Origin of the sequence: Nocardia abscessus, assembly GCF_015477775.1 — a bacterium.
Taxonomy (GTDB): domain Bacteria; phylum Actinomycetota; class Actinomycetes; order Mycobacteriales; family Mycobacteriaceae; genus Nocardia; species Nocardia abscessus_A.
In genome coordinates this window covers 37,841-56,169 of sequence record NZ_JADLQO010000026.1, presented here as the reverse complement: position 1 = coordinate 56,169, position 18,329 = coordinate 37,841, and the positions used below count along the sequence as shown (strand labels likewise).

General features: G+C 67.6%; 17 protein-coding genes and 1 pseudogene. 9 read left to right on the top strand and 9 right to left on the bottom strand.

The features are described from left to right. Positions 1–4 precede the first annotated feature (4 nt). A complete protein-coding gene (locus IU450_RS37190) occupies positions 5–397 on the top strand; it encodes a tautomerase family protein (protein WP_228835656.1) in 393 nt (130 codons plus the stop codon). Here the strand turns inward: IU450_RS37190 and IU450_RS41150 are convergent. Then, positions 385–1,353: a GlxA family transcriptional regulator gene (locus tag IU450_RS41150; RefSeq protein WP_195154407.1), complete on the bottom strand. Its 969-nt coding sequence runs from the start codon at positions 1,351–1,353 to the stop codon at positions 385–387. The two genes, IU450_RS37190 and IU450_RS41150, sit on opposite strands and share 13 nt — an antisense overlap. 98 nt (positions 1,354–1,451) lie before the next feature. Here IU450_RS41150 and IU450_RS37180 point away from each other — a divergent pair, with 98 nt between their 5' ends. After that, entirely contained in the window at positions 1,452–1,871 is a 420-nt protein-coding gene (locus tag IU450_RS37180) for a hypothetical protein (RefSeq protein WP_195154406.1), read from the top strand. A 43-nt stretch (positions 1,872–1,914) separates the two neighbouring features. Further along, complete coding sequence (locus IU450_RS37175; RefSeq protein ID WP_195154405.1) at positions 1,915–4,503, top strand: ATP-binding protein; 2,589 nt, start codon at positions 1,915–1,917, stop codon at positions 4,501–4,503. 31 nt (positions 4,504–4,534) lie between these two features. On the opposite strand, the gene IU450_RS37170 is transcribed toward IU450_RS37175, so the two are convergent. The 3 genes from IU450_RS37170 to IU450_RS37160 form a co-directional block, all read right to left on the bottom strand. After that, entirely contained in the window at positions 4,535–5,005 is a 471-nt protein-coding gene (locus IU450_RS37170) for a hypothetical protein (RefSeq protein WP_195154404.1), read from the bottom strand. A 169-nt stretch (positions 5,006–5,174) separates the two neighbouring features. Continuing rightward, positions 5,175–6,608: a DUF4328 domain-containing protein gene (locus IU450_RS37165; RefSeq protein WP_195154403.1), complete on the bottom strand. Its 1,434-nt coding sequence runs from the start codon at positions 6,606–6,608 to the stop codon at positions 5,175–5,177. A gap of 134 nt (positions 6,609–6,742) precedes the next feature. Beyond that, positions 6,743–8,248 (bottom strand): phosphatase PAP2 family protein, encoded by a 1,506-nt coding sequence (locus tag IU450_RS37160; RefSeq protein WP_195154402.1) that lies wholly within the window; start codon positions 8,246–8,248, stop codon positions 6,743–6,745. A 738-nt stretch (positions 8,249–8,986) separates the two neighbouring features. Here IU450_RS37160 and IU450_RS37155 point away from each other — a divergent pair. Both IU450_RS37155 and IU450_RS37150 read left to right on the top strand, forming a co-directional pair. Next, a complete protein-coding gene (locus IU450_RS37155; protein WP_195154401.1) occupies positions 8,987–9,970 on the top strand; it encodes a DNA polymerase domain-containing protein in 984 nt (327 codons plus the stop codon). 166 nt (positions 9,971–10,136) lie between these two features. Continuing rightward, positions 10,137–10,331 (top strand): annotated as a pseudogene (locus IU450_RS37150) (transcriptional regulator); the annotation flags it as partial. Positions 10,332–10,929: 598 nt separating this feature from the next. Here the strand turns inward: IU450_RS37150 and IU450_RS37145 are convergent. Further along, a complete protein-coding gene (locus tag IU450_RS37145; protein ID WP_195154400.1) occupies positions 10,930–11,661 on the bottom strand; it encodes an alpha/beta hydrolase in 732 nt (243 codons plus the stop codon). Between the two features lie 182 nt (positions 11,662–11,843). Continuing rightward, positions 11,844–12,053 (bottom strand): hypothetical protein, encoded by a 210-nt coding sequence (locus tag IU450_RS37140; RefSeq protein ID WP_195154399.1) that lies wholly within the window; start codon positions 12,051–12,053, stop codon positions 11,844–11,846. Between the two features lie 275 nt (positions 12,054–12,328). Here IU450_RS37140 and IU450_RS37135 point away from each other — a divergent pair, with 275 nt between their 5' ends. The 3 genes from IU450_RS37135 to IU450_RS37125 all read left to right on the top strand — a co-directional run bounded on the left by IU450_RS37135 (position 12,329) and on the right by IU450_RS37125 (position 15,059). After that, complete coding sequence (locus IU450_RS37135) at positions 12,329–12,805, top strand: MarR family transcriptional regulator (protein ID WP_195154398.1); 477 nt, start codon at positions 12,329–12,331, stop codon at positions 12,803–12,805. 96 nt (positions 12,806–12,901) lie between these two features. Continuing rightward, positions 12,902–13,900 carry an acyl-CoA dehydrogenase family protein gene (locus IU450_RS37130; protein WP_195154397.1) on the top strand — a complete coding sequence of 333 codons (999 nt, stop codon included), beginning with the start codon at positions 12,902–12,904 and terminating at the stop codon, positions 13,898–13,900. Further along, entirely contained in the window at positions 13,884–15,059 is a 1,176-nt protein-coding gene (locus IU450_RS37125; protein ID WP_195154396.1) for an acyl-CoA dehydrogenase family protein, read from the top strand. Before IU450_RS37130 ends, IU450_RS37125 begins: the two co-directional genes overlap by 17 nt. Positions 15,060–15,120: 61 nt before the next feature. On the opposite strand, the gene IU450_RS37120 is transcribed toward IU450_RS37125, so the two are convergent. After that, positions 15,121–15,648 carry a carboxymuconolactone decarboxylase family protein gene (locus IU450_RS37120; RefSeq protein WP_195154395.1) on the bottom strand — a complete coding sequence of 176 codons (528 nt, stop codon included), beginning with the start codon at positions 15,646–15,648 and terminating at the stop codon, positions 15,121–15,123. A gap of 401 nt (positions 15,649–16,049) precedes the next feature. On the opposite strand from IU450_RS37120, the gene IU450_RS37115 reads away from it, so the two are divergent. After that, on the top strand, positions 16,050–16,562 hold the full coding sequence (locus IU450_RS37115; protein WP_195154421.1) for a hypothetical protein: 513 nt from the start codon (positions 16,050–16,052) through the stop codon (positions 16,560–16,562). A 67-nt stretch (positions 16,563–16,629) separates the two neighbouring features. Here the strand turns inward: IU450_RS37115 and IU450_RS37110 are convergent, their stop codons facing one another. Both IU450_RS37110 and IU450_RS37105 read right to left on the bottom strand, forming a co-directional pair. Next, the gene (locus IU450_RS37110; RefSeq protein WP_195154394.1) at positions 16,630–17,046 is read right to left on the bottom strand and encodes a hypothetical protein; all 417 of its coding nucleotides are present in this window, start codon (positions 17,044–17,046) and stop codon (positions 16,630–16,632) included. 194 nt (positions 17,047–17,240) lie between these two features. Next, positions 17,241–18,293, bottom strand: coding sequence for a dihydrodipicolinate reductase (locus IU450_RS37105; protein ID WP_195154393.1), 1,053 nt, complete (start codon positions 18,291–18,293; stop codon positions 17,241–17,243). Positions 18,294–18,329 lie beyond the last annotated feature (36 nt).

Below are 18,329 nucleotides of genomic sequence, written 5' to 3'. Positions count from 1 at the left end.
CATGATGGCCGCGATCACCGAGGCGGTGGACGAGGTGTTCCACATCGACGACGTACGGGTCTGGCTGCGCGAGTATCCGGCGGAGAATGTCGCGCTGGACGGCCGGATCAATGCCGAACCGCTCAAGCCGCTCTGCGTCCTGGAGGTGCCTGAGCTGCATGACATGGGCGCCAGGCGCATGTTGGCCGAGAAGCTGCACGCGGCGATCCATGCCGCTTACCAAGGTCTGGCGAACACCGACGAGACCCTGATCCTGATGAACCACTACCCGTTGGAGCACACCGGCTGGGCGGGTCGTCTGCAGTCCGATATTCCCGAGATGGTCGAGGCGGCCGCGAATCTGGGCAGAGGTGGCGATCTCGGCGCGGATCGTCACCACGATGCTCATCCGGCTTGACGAACGTGTGTTGCCCGAAATCGCGATGGTGACGTCCCGTACTGCTGGAGGAAGGCGAGGCGCAGCGTCTCCGCTGAGCCGAACCCACACCGCCGTGCGATGCCCGTCATCGGCAGCGATGTCGTGATGAGCAGATTCGCTGCCGCGTCGACGCGCGCCTTGCGGACGTATCGGCCGGGCGGATATCCGATCTGGTCCACGAAAAGTCGGGCGAGGTGCCGCGCCCCGACACCGACGTGCGCCGCCAACGCGGCCGTGGAGAGGTCATCGTCGAGGTGGGCGGTCACGTAAGCGGTGACCCGGCGGACGAGATCGTGCTCCGGCGGAGGACTCGCGGTGAACACACTCATCTGCGCTTGATTGCCGGGCCGTTGCAGGTAGGTCACCAGATAGCGGGATACCGTTCGCGCCACGTCGGCGTCGTGGTCTTCCTCGATGAAGGCGAGCGCCAGATCCAGCGCGCTGGTTACTCCGGCCGCTGTCGTGACGTGTCCGTCGCGGATGAAGATCGGGCGCGGGTCGACCATGACTTCGGGGTAGCGGGTGGCGAATAGACCGGCGTACTGCCAATGCGTAGTTGCGCGCTTGCCGTCGAGGATGCTTGCCGCGGCCAGGATGGTGACGCCGGTGCAGACGGACGCCACCCGTCGGCTCTCCTTGGCCAGACGCCGGACGTGACCGACCAGTTGGGGATTGGCGGCGGCGGCCTCATGGCCCAGCCCGCCCGAGACGATCAACGTGTCCAGCGGCCCTGTGAGGCGTTCGAGGGAACTCGGACCGGTCAGTGTCAGACCCGAGTGCAATTCGATCGGCCGACCTCCTGGGGTGGCGACGACGATGCGGTACGGGCGGTGGGCTCCCATGTTGTTCGCCATCCCGAGGGCTGTTGTCACACAGGCGATGTCGAGTAGCTCCGCGCCGTCATAGCCGACCACCACCACGATCCGCTCCCGCACAGCCCGACCCTACAGCGGAAAGACGAAGATCCCAAGATTTCGGACATCGACCGTCGGCCCACTCGCGTGGCGTCGCGCCGGTCAGAACTGTGAGCTGTATGAACATCTCTTCCGCCGCGCGAGTCGGCATAGTCAAGAGTCGCTGGCCGACGCTGGCCGCGGTCGTCGCCGTCGTCGTCTTCTTCGCCGACGGGGCTTCGGAGCTGAGGCCCTTCACTGTGCTCTTACCCGTCATGGCCGTCTTCTACCTGCTGTTCGGCGCGTTTCGAGGCGACCTGTGGCACCGCGGCGAATTCGCACTTCAGGTGGCGGGACTGGCTGCCTTCAGCGGCATCGCCCTCGCGGTTTCGACCGCGGACGAGAGTCTCGGCCGCTACCTGCTCGCGGGCGGCTGGCTGGCGCACGGCGTCTGGGACTTCGTCCACCATCGCCGCAACCGCGTCGTGCCCAAGGCGTGGTCGGAGTGGTGCGGGGTGGTCGACGTCCTCGGAGCGGCGGCGATCGTCTTTCTTCCGTGATCGCGTACGAAGGGAACAATCGTCGACAACAGGAGGGGAGTCGATGAGGGGCCCCGCAGGCACGATCATCGCGGATGATCGGCATGATGCCGCCGAGGTCTTCGTCGGCCGGGAGCCCGAGCTGGCGCAGGTCGTCAGCTTGCTACTCGGCCGGGCGCGGCTGATCACCTTGCTCGGGCCGGGCGGTATCGGCAAGACCAGCCTCGCCGCGGAGGCGCTACGGCGGTATCGGCGATCCATCAAAGCCCCGGTCCATTGGGTGCGACTCGCGCGGCTGGCCGCTGGCTCGGATACCGACCTGGTGGCCGAGGAAATTCTGCAGGCTGTGGTCGAGGCGGACTTCTCCGGCCGGACCTCGTGGGAGTCCTTGACCACCGCTCTGAGCCCCACCGGCGGTCGCGCGAAACTGCGTCGGCCCCTGCTGGTCATGGACAATTGCGAGCATGTTCTGAGCGCAGCGGGCGAGGTGGTCAGCCGCTTGCTCGCCGCTGTGCCACAGCTGACCATCCTCACGACAAGCCGCGAAGCGATCGATTGGGTCGACGAGTATCGCGTCGTAGTCCCGCCTTTGGCCCGGCGGGACGCGATCGAACTCTTCCGGCAGCGATCCGAGATGGTCGGACACCGAGTGACGGGCGAGAGCGGAGACCACACGATCGGCGCCATCTGCCGACATCTCGACAATAACCCGCTGTTCATCCGTTTGGCCGCGGCCAGGCTGATCCGTCGGTCACCGGCGGCGGTTCTGCGCGAACTGAGCGCCGCCTCCTCCGACGACATGCGGATGGACTGGACGCACGGTTCGCAGTTGGGCGTCGAAATCCGGCACCGACGAGTGGGCGACGTGATCAAGTGGTCGTACGATCTGTGTCCGCCCGAGGAGCAGTTGCTGTTCGAACGCCTTTCGGTGTTCGCTGCCGGTACGGCGGTCGACGCGGATGATGCTACCGATCTGTTCGGCGCGGATGTGGAGGCCATCGAAGCCATCTGCGCCGACGACACTCGGCCCGGACGCGATCGGGAAGACGAGTCCGGGGCCACCGAAACGGTCGCTCTGGCGGCGACCGAGGTTCGGCAGCTACTCGACCGACTGTGCGATCGCTCCTTGGTCACCGTCCACATCGCATCGGACACCGTGCGCTACTCGCTGCTCGAGAGTCTGCACCTCTTCGCGCAGCGAAGGCTCCGTCTCCGGTCGAGCGGTGGAACAGACGAATCGGCGCGACTGGCTCGACGGCATATACGGTACTACCGCGACCGGGTCGCGTACGCGGCCGCTCACTGGTTCGGTCCGGCCGAATCGGAGTTGCAGGATTGGGCGCAGGCGGCGTGGGACAACATCCTCACCGCGGTCGAACGGAGTCTTTCCCTTCCCGGCGAGGCAGTTGCGGGCCTGGAAATCTGCGCGGGAGTGCTCGCACTGCAACTCCCATTCCGCAAGGGCTCGTTCAGGGAAGCGCGCCGTTTGACCGAGCTGGCGCTGCGCTCGACGCACGCATCGGCGCAGGCGCCGGTCGAGCTGCAGATTTCTACTAGGGCTTTGACGGCGTGGATCGCACTGTGCCAGGGCGAGCTGGATGAGGCAGAGCGGCTGTTGGCGATGTGCGTCGAGGCATACGCACCCGAGAGTGACTTGCGCGAGAGTTGGCGAAGTACCCCCGAAATCGACATCGGACTTCCTGCTGCGGTGGAATTTGCTTGGGGCAATTTGCTTTTCGTTCTGCGGGACACGAGGTCGACCATCGTGCTCTGTCGTGCCCGCGCGAAGTTCGCCCGAGTCGGAGACGGCAGTGCCGCATCGATCAGCGAACTGATCGCTGCCCTCTCGGCGGCCCTACTCGGGCCTGCGGACCGAGCCATGGCGCTTGCCGCTGCCTACCTCGACAACGCCGATGCCTCGGGCACGTCGTTCGCGAAAGGTTGGGCGGACCTCGTCTGGGCGATCACGCTGACCAAGCATGGTGATGCGTGTTCGGCTCTGCATCCCGCACGCCGAGCCCTGGACTTGCAGCTGAGCAGGCGCGACGAATGGGGTGCGTTATGGTCCGTGCAAGCCCGTGCCTGGGCTCTCGCACGAATCGTCGACGACGGTGCCCGCGGCGCGGCAGTCGACCGTGCTCGAATGGTGGAGTCGGCCACCGAGATCGCCCGACTCATCGGCGGAACTTCGGCTCTGCGAAGCAGGCTGGGCATCGATATCACGGGGTTGGGGCCGTTTCAGGACGAAACGGTGCATGCCGTGCGGGTCGCGCGAAAAATACTGGGCGCCAGAGGTTTCGCCGCCGCAGAAGCCGACGGCGGAAGCTTGCGGCCCGAGATGCACGAAGTCCACCAACTTGCTCTGGGCACGCTGCCGCCCGCCCGCCTGTCCATCGCACATGGTGAGCGGCAGCACGCTCCATGGCAGCGGTTGACCCGGGCCGAGCGGGATGTGGCGGTCCTCGCCGCCGCGGGCTGGCCGAACAGCGCGATCGCGGTACGCCGCGGAAGCGCGCCCAAGACCGTCGACGCACAGGTCGCCGCCATCCTGCACAAACTCTCGATACCTTCCCGCGAGCACATCATCACCTCGGTCCCGCCCGGCCTCGCGGATCGAGTCGAGGCCGAAGCCGCTCGCCGACCACCCCGGTGACAACCGCCCGCCCAGGCAGGCCACTCGTCGGCTAGCGGTTTCGTTCGGGAAGTCGGCGAGCGGCGGCCGCGCGCACGCGGCGCGTTCTTCCCTGGCCGGCGAGCAAGGTGAGGACAGTGGGGGAGGTCGCGATCTCCACGGCTTTGCGCTGGAACCAGTCGGAGGTGCCGCGGACCTGGTCGGCAGTCCACTCTTCACCCGTGCTGATCGACCTCAGTAGAGCCCATTCGCGCAGGCGGCGGGCGACGTACTCGCGCTCACCGATCGCTTGCGCGATGGCGCGTGCCCATACGTGGAATCCGGGGTCGGTGAGCAGTATCGCGGCCCGGCGGTCGAGGTGTCCGACCACCGCGGCCTCCGCCATCGCCTTGTCCGGATCGCCGAGGACGGCGCTTATCATGTCGCTTTCGTGCTCCGGCAGCACCCGCGCCAACTCTCGGCGGTAGCGAGCGTATCGCTGATGCTCGTCATCCGGAGGGAAGGCAGAGTCGGTCTCGCTCAAACTTCGACTCCTCACGACCTGATTCGGCCGACGAGTTCGTCGGCGATCCGGATCGCAGCGGTCTCCGGTGACTCGAACACCGCACTCGTTGTGGGCTGCGCGGCGGTTCGACAGCTGGTTGGCGAGACATCCAGGGCAGTCCTGATTTCGGTGCGCTTCTCGATCGCCATCACGCTGACGGACCAAGTCCGGGTGAGGACGAGAACGCTGTTCGCTGACCCGCATCGATTCGCAGGATAACCGTGGTCAGTAGTACGGCGGCGAGCGCGTACAGCAGGGCGGACGTCCACAGCATTGGAGCCACCAGGTATGCGAGCCCGATCCATCCGACGACCCACGCCGCGACCCAAGCCAGCCACCACGCCACCACCGGCCCGCGAAAAGGTGACGAGCCGCGGTAACTCACGCGGTACACGTCGTCCACGACGATGGCGGGAACAATGAAATTGCCCACCGGCACGAACCATCCGCCGAGAGCCCAACCCCTGCCGAGACGCTGCGCAGCCGGGTCCAATATCTCGGCGTTGATTCGGGCGCGCAGGAGCCAGAAGAGGAATACGGATCCCGCCGCAAAGAGAGCAAGCGTCCACACGGCGAGACCGGACAGTATCCAAGGCGCCCAATCATCCATGGCCGCTTCGTATTCGGCTGTTCCTTTCGTCGTGTTCTGCACGTCCCCGGATTCGGACACAGCCATCGCGACAACGGCAGTCGCGGCAACTACGGTCAGCGACAAGCCCGCGGCCACGTTGCCGAGCACGCCGACAGGCTCGAGCGGTCTCATCGGAGCCGGGGCGGTGTGCTGCCCGAGGTTTCGCTGGACTGCAACGGGCGGCTGTAGGTGAGCATTGCCATCGGCTTGTACGGTCGCCGACGCGCGCGCCTCTTGCCAGCGGGTGACGCGGACAACGATCACGGCCAACGTGACGGCCGCCGCGACGAGCAGCAACATGCCGCCGAAACCGATCAGCATGCCGAGGGCCGCGCGATCGGTCCCGGCGGCGCCCGACCGGGGTGCGATGCCGAACAACGAGGCGGCGAAGAGCAGGGTCGAGCCCGTGACGAACCCGATCCACCAGATGACGACCAGCGGCGTCGTCGAGTTGGCCACGAGCCGGTGGGCGTTCGGCGGCGTCGCCGGGTCGCTGGCCCGTTGGATGTCATCGACCACGACCGGTGGCAGGAACCAGTTCACGATCGGCAAGAAACCGGCTATCGCCCATCCGCTCGACAGCCGATGAGTTGCCGCACACAGTAATTCGGTGTTGCGCCGCGACCGATAGGTCCAGATGACGAACAGTACGCCACACACCATTTGTGCAAGCCACGCCACCGACGAAGCCCAGGACAACGCCGTCTGGCCCTCGATCTCACGCAGGTACTGCTCCGCACTCGACGCACGGTTCTCGAAGTCGCGAATCAGCGCATAGTTACGCCAGTACTCCACCAATTCGACCGCACGGGCGACCACGACGACAGCCGCGGCGAGGATTACCGCAACGGCCCAGCCGAGGACGCTTCGGAACGTCTGTGGCGTCGACCGGCCCGGAGTCGTCATCGCGACGTAGCCGGTATCGTCCCGTCCGGAATACTCGACCTGCATCAAATCCCTCCCGTGGAAACACACCTCGACGCTCCTGGAACCCGCATCCGAGGCGCACAGTGACCAACGACCTGCCGCGCCGATCAAGGGTCGCCGAGGCGGCCGTCATGCACCGGCACAACAGTGAGTCTCGGCTACCCATCGAGGCGAACGCATCGGTAGGCCGTAGGTAGTTCGGTCGAGACGGGTCGGACGACCCACCAGGCGATCGCGGTCCATATCGAAGACAGCAGGACCGCGCCGAGGACGTCGGTGGGATGGTGCGCACCGGCATAGATGCGCTGCACGCCCACCAGCACGGGAATCAGAATCGGTGCGACGGCGAAAAGCCGGTACCGGCCTCGGCGGGCGGTGGCCCACAGGAGCGCGGCGGTGCCTCCGTAAAGCGTCAGGGAGGCAGCGACGTGCCCGGAGGGAAAACTGGCGGTGGGTGGAAGCTCGGGATCGAGGTGTGGGACCTGAGGGCGGTCGCGGTCGACGATCGCGGCGGTGGCGAGAAACAGCGTGATCTCACCCAGCAGTGCGATGCCGAGGAACAACACCGGTCGCCAGCTGCGCATCAGGCCCACCGCCAGTGCGGCGACGATCAGGGCGACCGTGATGACCGCGGTGGTATTGCCGAGTTCGCCGAACACTCCGAGGACGGAGGTGAGCGTGGGGTCACGATGCTCGGCGAGCGCCGCCACAATGCTGTGGTCCCACCGCAGGACAGGGGTCTCGGTCTCCGGGGCGCGCACCAGCATGCCGATTCCGACGAGCAGCCCGACGAGCAGCACCCACGCGACCGCGAGTTCGCCGATCCCGCGCCATGGGTGGGGCAGGGTGGGCGGATGCCGAAGCGGGACCGGCCGCAAGTCGTCTTCGTCGGCCGGCGGTACGTCACCGGGTAACGGGCCTGCGTTGTCGACTCGCGCGTCGCCACGCCAGCGGTGGAACGCGACGGTGGCCAGCACGAGCCAGAGCGACCCGAGTAACCAGCCCGCGAGGACGTCGGTGAGGTAGTGCACGCCGAGGGCTATCCGGCTGAGCCCGACCCCGATCACGATCAGGATTGCGAATCCGATCAGCGCGCGGCGTGGGCCCGCTTGCAGGGCGGGTGCGAAAACCAGCAGGACAACGCCGTAGCACACCAGTGAGCCCATCGCGTGTCCGCTGGGGAAACTCCACCCGCCTGAGCTGTAGACGGGAGCCTCCACCACCGGACGTAGCCGTGCGACAAGCTCTTTCACGACCGGGTTGAGAATCAGTCCGCCCGCGCCTGTGAGCACCACGTAGACGGCGAGTCGTGGTAGGCGACGCAGCAGCAGCCAGAGCCCGCCGACGGCGAGCACCAAGACCAGCGTGCCGGTCCCTCCGAGATCGGTGATACCGATGAGAATCCTCTGCAGAATCCTGTTCTCCGCCACCACGGAGACCAGGCTGTCCGTGACCGCCTGATCCGCGGTCTGCAGTGGTGCCCACCGCGCCCGGACCAGTGCTGTGAGCACACCGAACCCGATACCGACCGCCGCCACGCCCAGCAACGCCGCGGTACTGCGGACAGCGAATCGTTCGGCGGCCGCGGCCTCACTTCGATGGACCGGGCCGCCGGGGCGGTCAGCGCCCGTCCTGGCATACCTGTCGTGCCGGTCGACAGACAACGCAACACCTCCTGCGATCGTGCGACACCCGCCATGCAGCGAAGACCCACGACAGGCCGCCGGAGACCCTTCGGGTCCGGATGTCGTTCGTTGTCCACGGTTTCCCGTTGGTAACGGCCGCAATCAATCCGGAAAGTCGTGGGTCGACACTCCCCGCAATCTCCGCGATGAGGCTGGGCCCTCGTACGTGCTCATAGCAGCGCCGCCGCGTACCGTTCAGCAACCCGGCCTCTGGTGATCACGCAGGCAACAGCGCCAGCGGCGCGGCGTCACCGGCGCAGACCACGAGCAGTACGTGGTGTTCGGGGCCCGATGCCCCGGGATCCATCGAGGGCGCAGCGGCAGCGACCGAAAGCGTTGCGGTGGGGTACCTTCCGTTGCTCAGCGGTCCCAGCGCCGCGACGCCTACGCGGCCTGCGGGGCGCGTCCGGGGTCGCCGGGTAGATCCTGCTGAAGGGTACGGTGCGACTCGCATCGATGTACCGGACCGGGCGAGATGAACGCGGGGTCCAGTCGTTGCGCGAAGCTGAGGTTGTCACGGCGCCAGCAATCGGTGCACACCGGCTTGTCCATGGGGTCCTCCTCAGGTCTCACGGTGCGAGGCCTCGAGGCTTTAATTCCCTTTTGCGTAGGAGATTGAACACCCGTTTCCATCCGCTCCACCGGAAGCTGCCGGATCGTTACCGCACGGCGCCGCGGCGGGTTGACCTGGATGGCGCGGGCGGGCATGGTGGCCCGGTGGGCCAGGAAGAGGTGCGCCACGGCGTGGCGCTGTCCAACCTTGATCAACCGCTGTTCGACGGTGCCGAGGCGACCAAGCGAGATCTGGTGGACTATCTCGAGGCAGTAGGGGAGCGGTTGGTGCGCGTGCTGCGGGACCGGCCGCTGTCGGTGGTGCGTGTGCGACCGGGCCAGGACCCGTTCATGCAGAAGAATTTGCCCAAATACACGCCCGACTGGGTACGGCGGGTGACAGTGTGGGCCGAGAGTTCGCGGCGCGAGATCTCGTATGCGTTGTGCGATGACCTGCGGACCCTGGTGTGGTTCGGTAATCAGCGTGCCGTCGAGTACCACCCGACGCTCCTGCCTGCCGACCATGCTCTCGGTCCGACGCATCTCGTGCTCGACTTGGACCCGTTTCCCGGGCAGACGTTCCGGCATGCCGCGGAGGCGGCGAAACTGATTCGCGCGGCGCTGGCGAACGAGGGTTTGGCAGGCGCGGTGAAGACCAGTGGCGCCAAAGGGGTGCACGTGTTCGTCCCGGTTGAGCCGGGCACGGCTATCGAGAACGCTGCCGCGGCCACCCGAGCGATCGCGGCCAGGGCAGAGCGGCTCGATCCCGATCTCGCCACCACGGCGTTCATCAGAGACGACCGTGAGGGGAAGGTTTTCCTCGACTCGACACGCGCGGGCGGCGCGACGGTGGTCGCGGCCTACAGCCCGCGCATCCGTCCCGGGACGCCGGTCTCGTTCCCGCTCGCGTGGTCGCAACTCGACGATGTGGTGCCCGCGGATTTCACGGTGCGGACGGCGCCCGGCCTGCTGGCCGAGCGCGATCCGTGGGACACCGAAATGCCTGCTCCGCAGCGGCTTCCGGCCGAGCTGGTCGCCGAGGGCCACACCATTCCGGTGGCGCGGGTTCAGGCGATGCACGAGGGCAAGCGGCGCGCTCGCGCCCGTCGCGCCGGTTCGGACGGGCTGCCCCCAGCCGATACCGAGTGAGCGCCCGCGGAGAAGGTCGGTGACTCGTCGCTGCGGGGCGGGGTTTCACGATACGAGAACTGTCAGCGGTTGATCCACCGCTGCATGTGCTCGGGGTAACGGTCTCCCTCGATCTTCACCCGCTCGGCCGCGGTGTCGATGTCGGCGAGGTCCTCCGGGCCGAGGTCGACATCGACGGCGGCACCCGGACGTCGGGGCCCTCGAGTTCACCTACGAAGGATTGGCGCTGCCGGACGACCTGGGATGGATGATGTTCGTCTACACCACCGCCCCCGGGTCACCGACCGAGGAGCGTATGAAACTCCTCGGGAGCCTCGCAGCGACTGCCACCACCGCGGCCAAGGAAGCACCCGAGGACTGACCGACCGAGAGGCGGGCCACCTCAGTGTTATCGAAGATGGTGCGCCGCTCACCCCGTCGAGAACTACCCGCGAATCAGCTCTGAAGCACAACGGATCTCGCATCCGGCATGCCGGACAAATCTCTTGGATTCTCGGCGATTACTACCGGAATCCCTTTTCGGAGCCGCAAACCCACGCAAATGCGCGCCATCTGACCAGGCGTTTTCTGCAAACTGGAGCTGTTGGGTCCGGCGGGTGGCTGCGGGCGCAAGCGCCCGCCGGTCCCAACCCCTTTACAACACACGCGACACCTGTGAAGTGCGGTTTCAGGCACATCGGGGTGGGGCCGATCTACCATCCCTGCCGTCCCGAGTTCCGCTCCAAGACTCGTGACAGCGCAGAGGACAACCACGCACGCCGGGGCCTCGTTCGGCACCTCCCTCGTTGGGCGGGTCCCTGGGCGTGTCCGCCGATGCGAATCCCCACGTGATCCACAAATTCACAGGCGATGGCAGGCCCGCTCGATCCGTAGCGAACCCTTCAAGGGCGGGCCTTCACGCCTCGGGGCTGTCTGTTGCCTCGGATGTGTTGATCGGCCAAACTCTCTTGGGTCGGCCCTCACTTCAGGTGCCGGGCGAAGAATCGGTTCCCGTCGTCCCCCTCGAAGTCTGGGACGCCGGTGTGCCCGCCCATATTGGCGTGCAGCGTCTTCTCTGCGGAACCGAAGGCGTCGAACAGGTCCAGGGCCAGTTGCCGGTCGTTTCCTTCGTCGTCCCACTGCAGCAGGAGCTGCAGCGGAATGGTGATCTGGCGGGCCTCCTCGAACATGGTGCGGGGCACGAAACTCCCGGCGAACAAAAGGGCGGCCGAGATGCGCGGCTCGAGCACCGCCAGCCGGATGCCGATGGCGATCACCCCTCCCGCGTACCCGACCGGGCCGCCGATCTCGGGCAGCGAAAGTAGGGCGTCCAGGGCAGCCCGCCATTCCGGGACCGCCTTGTCGACCAGCGGGAGGACGAGCCGGTCGACGATGTCGTCGTCGACCGGCTCGCCGGCCTCCAGCGCCCGGTGCAGGTCGGCGCGGGCCTGCTCGGCGGCGGCGGAACGGGGACGGTCACCGCTCCCGGGGAGCTCGATGGTGGCCGCGGCATGTCCCTCCGCCGCGGCGTGCCTGGCCCGGGCCACCAGTCGGGGGTACATCATGTGCAGTCCGCCGGGGTGGCCGACCAGGATCAGCGGGGCCGGTGCGGATGCGGATGCGGGCGTCCACAGGATGCCGGGAATCTCGCCGAGGGTGAATTCGCGTTCGAGAATGTCGTCATCGAGGCGCTGTTCGGAAGTGAATTGCATGGTCGTGCCTTTCGGGAGTGCTCTCGAGCGGCGCTCCCGGACGACCTATCGCCCGACCGTGACCCTGGAGGGGAGCACCCATGTAGATACTGCGTTCACGGGTACCACCTCCTCGTTCTCTGGCACGGCTTCCGGAAAGGTAGCAGTGGTCGCCGCAGTCTGCCAACGGGTTTTGCGGGGCGTCAGACGAGGCAGATCAAGAACGCGTTGACATTCACGGCGGGCGGGAGGATCAAGGGCAAGCAAGGTGGGGCCGAGAACCCGGCCATGGCTTCCTGGCGCTGTGCCGTTGCCGGAGCGGCCGCCGGGTCGGCCGTGGCCGCACTCGACGCGATGACGATGCCGAAGGCGATCGCCAGGGCTGATACCGTCGCACGCACCTTCTTGTTCATGACGCACCTCGCTGTCGTGGGTGCCGGGCGCCCCCCTCCGGCGAATTCGGTTGCTGACGGAACTGGGGCCGCCGAATCGGCGACCCGACGGCGAGGCGGGATATCACCCGCGTTCCTCAATTACCTCGCTTCGCGGAGTCGCCCGCAAGGGGTGATCCCGGAGTGAACGATCTCGGGTGCGCTCACCGGCGGAGTCCGGCCGCACACTGCACGTCGGGGTTATTCTCGCCTGCAGAGTATCTCGATCATGGAGAGATCCGGCGGAGGGAGAGACGATGGCGGCACCGAGCGCACGGGAAGAGACCTTGGGTGCGCTGCGCGAAGAGTTGCGGAGGCAGGCGACCCAGACGGTGGTGTTCCATTCGGCGGTCGCCGGGCGGCTCGGTATCACGGTCACCGATCTCAGTGCGCTGAATCTGCTCAGCATGCAGGGCCCGCTCACTCCGGGCCAGCTGGCCGACCAGCTCGGCATCACTCGCGGCGGCGCGATCACCACGGTTGTCGATCGGTTGGAGCGGGCGGGATATGTGCGGCGGAGCCGGGATTCGGAAGACCGGCGGCGGGTCCGGGTCGAACTCGTGGCGGTCCGGGCCGAGGTCGCGGTGGCCCCGCTGTACGGGGAACTCGCCGCGCTCGACGAAGGCCTGCCGGACGACGACGCGACATTGCGGACCCTGCTGGGGTTCGTCCGTGACGTGAACGCGGCGCTCGTCCGGGCCACGAGCCGGGTTTCCGGAGCGCACACCGTCTGACTCGTGGGGACCGACCCGGCGTATTGCGACTTTCCAAAATGAGAATGATATTCTCTGACCAGTGCACGCGGTGCTGCGACAGGGAAGAAGGTCGACATGCTGTTCGAGTTCGACGCCGACCAGCGACTATTGCGCGAGACGGCGCGGGAGGTCACGGCGAAGCAGTGCCCACCCGCTCTGATTCGTGACATCGTCGACAAGGATGTCGAACCCGATCCGCTGTGGCAGACGTATGTCGACGTCGGCTGGACCGAGCTGACGGAGCCGGCCCTCTCCGTCGAATTGGGTATTGTGCTCGAGGAACTCGGCCGCGCCACCGACCCCACCCCTTTCCTGGCCTCGATGTCGCAGTTCGCTCCTCTCGTCCCGGATGAGGCGCGGGTCGAACGCCCGTGCGCGGCGGTCTATTCCGGGGTTGTCGCCAGGCGTGACGGCTCGGGATGGCGGTTGGACGGCACGGCGCACAATGTTCTCGACGGCGACCGGGCGGAGCGGTTCGCCGTGGTCACCGATGCCGGTGTGTTCGTCGTGCCCGCCGCTGCGGTGACCGCGCACCGCGTCTCGGTCTTCGATCCGGTGCTGCACGTCGCGGAGGTGCGCTTCGCCGGCGTGCGGGTCACCGATGGTGACCGCAGCGAGGTCGATCCCGAACGCGCTAAGCAGCACGCGCTCACCGGCTTGGCGCTGACCACCGTCGGCGCCTGCCAGCGCATCCTCGACCTCGCCTTGGAGCACGTGCGCGGCCGACGCCAGTTCGACACGATCATCGGCTCGTTCCAGGCGGTGCAGCACAAGGCCGCCGACATGCACATCGCGATCGAGCGGGCCAGGGCGCTGGGCTACTTCGCCGCGTTGTGCCTGGCCGCGGACGACCCGCGGCGCCGGATGGCGGCGTCCATGGCCAAGGCCTCGGCGGGGGAGTGTCAGGCGCTGGTCTTCCGCCACGGCCTCCAGCTGTTCGGCGCCATGGGGTTCACCTGGGAGAACGACTTGCAGTTCGCGCTCAAGCGAGCCAAAGCGGGCGAGCTGATGCTCGGCGGCGCGGCCGAGCACCGAGCGCTCATCGTGGAGGAATACCGTGCAGCTCACCTTTGATCCCGACGTCGAGGCATTCCGCGCCGAGTTCGTCGCGTTCCTGACCGAGCATCTACCCGGCGAGGCCGACGCGGCGGAGCGCTCGAAATCCAGTGCGCACGTACCGGAATGGGCGCGTCGGTGGCAACGTCTGCTGTTCGACAACGGCTGGCTGCTCCCGGCGAATCCGCCGGAGTTCGGTGGGCGCAATGCCACGGTGCTGCAGCAGTACGTGCACCTGGAGGAACTGTCCAAGCGGCGGATCTATCACAGCTTCAATCCGCAAGGTGTGGGCATCGTGGCGGCCTCGCTGCTGTCGTTCGGCACCGAGGAGCAGAAGCGGCGCTGGGCGGTGCCGATCCTGCGGGCCGAGATCACCGCGGCGCTCGGGATGAGCGAGCCGGGAGCGGGGTCGGATCTGGCCTCGCTGCGCACCAGGGCGGTGCGGGACGGAGACGACTACGTGGTCGATGGGCAGAAGGTGTGGACCTCCGGTGCGCACGACGCCGACGTGCTGCTGACTTTCGTCCGCACCGATCCCGCCGCTGCGAAGCATCGAGGGATCAGCGTTCTGCTGATCCCGACCGACATTCCCGGGGTCACCCGACGTCCGTTTCCGTCGGTGTGCTCGCCGGACGACCTGGATTTCAACGAGGTCTATTTCGAAGGCGTCCGGATCCCGGCCGCGAATCTGATCGGCGCGCCGAACCAGGGCTGGTCGGTGGCCACCGGCTCACTCGGTCACGAACGCACGCTGCTGTGGCTGGGATACGCCGACCGGCTCGGGGACCTGCTCGGGGACTTCCGCCCGCGGACCGTGCTCGACCGCGACGCCTACGCCAAGCTGGTGATGGACTCGCACGCCCTGCGGTTGCTCGGGTCGGCGGCTCTGGCGCGGGAGGCGCGCGGCGAACAGGACGTGCCTGCGCTCTCGATCCTCAAAGTCCTCGGTTCGGAAGCCGTGCAATCGGCGTCGGAACAGGCGCTGAACGCCGTCGGGGTGGACGGGCTGGCCCACCCCGCGATGAGTTCACGCCCGAATCCCTTGAATCTGGACCACTTCTCGTCCGGTTGGTTCGAGCGCTACATCCGGAGTTTCGCGGGCACCATCGCAGGCGGCACCTCGGAGATCCAGCGCACGATCATCGCGGAACGAGTGCTCGGCCTGCCGCGCGGCTGACCCCCCCGGAACACCATGCCGACCCGGGGATCTCGCCGGGATCGCCGGGTCGGCGCGGCCGCTAGTGTTCGACCTGCACGCCGAAGGTGTTGAAGGCCATCGCCAACGTCGTGTATCCGCCGACCGTGAAGACGAGATCCATGCGTTGCCGCTCATCGAGACGTTCGCCCAGGGCGGCCCAGGTCTCCTCGGACAGCGCTGATTTCTCCCCGAGTTCGTCCACCGCCCGCAGCAGCAGGCGGTCGAACTCGTCCGCGGTGGCTGCCTCGCCTCGGGCCGCGGCGATATCGCCCTCGGTCAGCCCGGCCTCGGCGCCCATCCGGACGTGGTGGTGCCATTCGTACTCGCAGCCGCGCTGGTGGGCGACCCGCAGGATGGCGAGTTCCCGCAATCGTGGCGCCAATGTCGACCCGAACAGCAGATGGACGTTGAAGCCCAGGAAAGCCTTCGTGAGGGCAGGATGGCGGACCATCGTCGCGAGTGCGTTTCCCGCCGCGCGTGGGTTGCGGCGATCCGCGGGCAGCATGCGGGACAGTGCGGCATCCACCGCGTCGTCCCATTGGTCCTCCGGAAGCGGGGTCACACTCATGGGCTTTCTCCTGTCAGTTAAGAGAATCTAACTCTCAAATTCGACTATTAGATTTCCAAAGGGGCGGATCGTAGTCAATGCACGGGTCGGGCGGGTGTGCGAGGCTGCGTGTTGCACGGAGGGGCTGGCGGTCCGCTCCGAACGTATGGGCCGTGCAGGCCCCTCGATGCGACACTTTGCGTATTGATTCTCTCTTAAAGAGAAGCTACGTTTCATTACACGAGAGTGTGCTGCCGAACACAATCGGTCACCTCCGCGGGGCACGGCCCCACCGCTCGAGATCGGCCGATGGGCCCAGTGCAGGGAGGGTGAGCATGGCTGCTCAATACTTCGACTCCGACCAGAGCTTCGGTGGAGCGCATTCGGTCGCCGGGTGGCGCGCGCACGCGCGCAAGCACCTGCTGCGATACCGGCTCGCCGTCGTCGCCGCGACGGCTGTCGACGTGGTGCGGCATGCGGGCGGCTGGCTGTGCGACCGGACGATGGCGGGCTGGGAGGTCACCGTGCTGCTGGCCGACTGCTCCGACGTGCGACCGCTGCAGATTCTCGGCGCCACCGTCCTGGATCTCGAGGGTTCGCTGGCGACGCCGGTGCACGACACCTGGCCGCATGCGGTGGCGGTGGCGCCGGAGTTGTTCGCCTCCGACGCCCGCGTCCGGCACGGGGTGCTGGACTGCTTGGATCACGGTCTGATCGAAGTCGCGCTGTGGGGCGAGGATCTGCCCGAGGAACTCGACGGCAGACTGGGCGCGGTGCATCATCGGCTGAGCGTCGCCGCGCAGGCGTTCAAGGGCTGTGCGTTGGCGGCGGCGGGCGTGCCGGCCGCCGGCATCGCCGAGGCGGAGATGTTCCGCAGCGGGGAGCTGCTGCTTACCGGACTGTGGGGCGGCACCGATCTCGTCGCCGTGGGCTGAACGCGAAAGACGAACGCGGGCAGCGAAAGGCGCCCGGCCTGTCCGGGCGCCGCGACGGGTTCGCGGTCTATTGCCGCGCCGGAGCCGAGCCGGTTCCGCTCATGGAGATCTGCGGGCTTCCCTGCCAGCCGCAGGGAAGCCCGCAACTGGGTCGAACCTCGGTCTCGATCCGTCCGTCGCGCAGTTCCCGGACCGTGGCCGACGCCTGCGCGGGGTATCCGCACTCGGGGCATTTGGCGAAGTAGTCCAGCACGTCTCGGACCGTCACGCGCAGCGGGGCGTCGCTGTTCGGCGCGTCCGCCCGCGACGGCCGGCTGTGTTTCCACAAGCGACCGCGAAGCTCGCGGGCTCGTGGCGCGCCCGGCCGCGCGGCCTCCGGGGTGTGCGCCGGCGCCGGAGTGTGTGCATGTGGCTCGTCGGGCGCGAAATCGCCTCGTGTGGCGCCGGTTCCGCTGTGCCGGGCGGGCACCCCTCCGTCGTTCATGCAATGAGAATACCACTCTCGAATTTGAATATGACCATTCCGCTCATTGTGATCACGAAGCTGGACGCAGGCTCGTGCGGCGTCGCCTGGCGCCGCGATCGTCGCGCTTATCGCCTGGGCGCAGGCGTGGTTCGGGACCGAGGACGTGGCCGCCCTCCCGTTCAGGCCGCGATGAGGACGCCGCAGGCCGCGAATCAGCCCAGATTCGCGGTGAGCGGGGGTAAGTCGAGCGTGGTGCGGATACCCGGTGGCGCGGCGCACAGGTACGCGACGGCGTTGACGGCGCGGTTGGCGGCATACCGCGGCGAGATGGCGCTCATCCCGCTCGGGTCCACCGGATAGCGCAGATCCATCTCGATCGGAGTCTCGCCGTCGATCGCCACATGCCATCCGGTGGCGCGTACCGGCCACGCGGGCCGAAGCGCGGAGGTGCAGTACCAGGTGGACCGCAATCGCAGCAGGACCCGACCGCCGCCCCGCCCGGAGACCGTGATGCGCTGTGCGGCCACCGTTCCCGCCGCGAGCGTGGTGAACTCGAGCGGTACGTCGCCCTCGGCGAGCGCCACCTCGCCGAGGACGTCGAACGCGTCGAGGGGCAGCCGGACGGCGTCGGCGACCAGCCGCAGCGAGGGGCCGAAGGTCTGTTCCGCGTGAGCCAGGCGCTGTTCGTCGAACGGCGCGGGTGCGGCGCCGAAACCCATTGTCTCCAAGAGCAACCGCGACGTCCCCGGCCGGGCGAGGTCGACGCTCTCCTCGATCGACATCCGGTCGATGCTGCGCTGGATCGAACTGAGCGCGACGGGAAGGGTTTCGGTGACGAAGCCGGGAGCGATGCCGGTGCTCAGGATCGAGGCGCCGCCGAACCAGCATGCGGCTTCGACGCGGGCGCACACCTCGGGGTCGACGGTGTCCGGGTGCCGGAGGTCGCCGTGGGTAGTGACCACGTTGACGCCGGCCACCAGAAGACGGCAGACGTCGTCGACGTCGAACAGCCGCGGCATGTACAGCACGCAGTCCGCACCGAGTGCCAGGACCTCCTCGACGTCCGTGGTGGCCGCGACGCCGGTGGTGACGCCCGATCCGCACAGGGCGCCCGCGTCGAGGCCGGCCTTGGCGGGATCGTGGACCCGCACACCCGCGAGCACGAGATCGGGATGATCCAGCACGGCGCGCAGCGCGTGCGCACCGACGCCACCGGTTGCCCACTGGACGACTCGGTAGGGGCGGGACTGGGGATTCGGGTCCATGGCTCGTCCGTTCCGTGCGTCGAGGGGGGGCGGGAG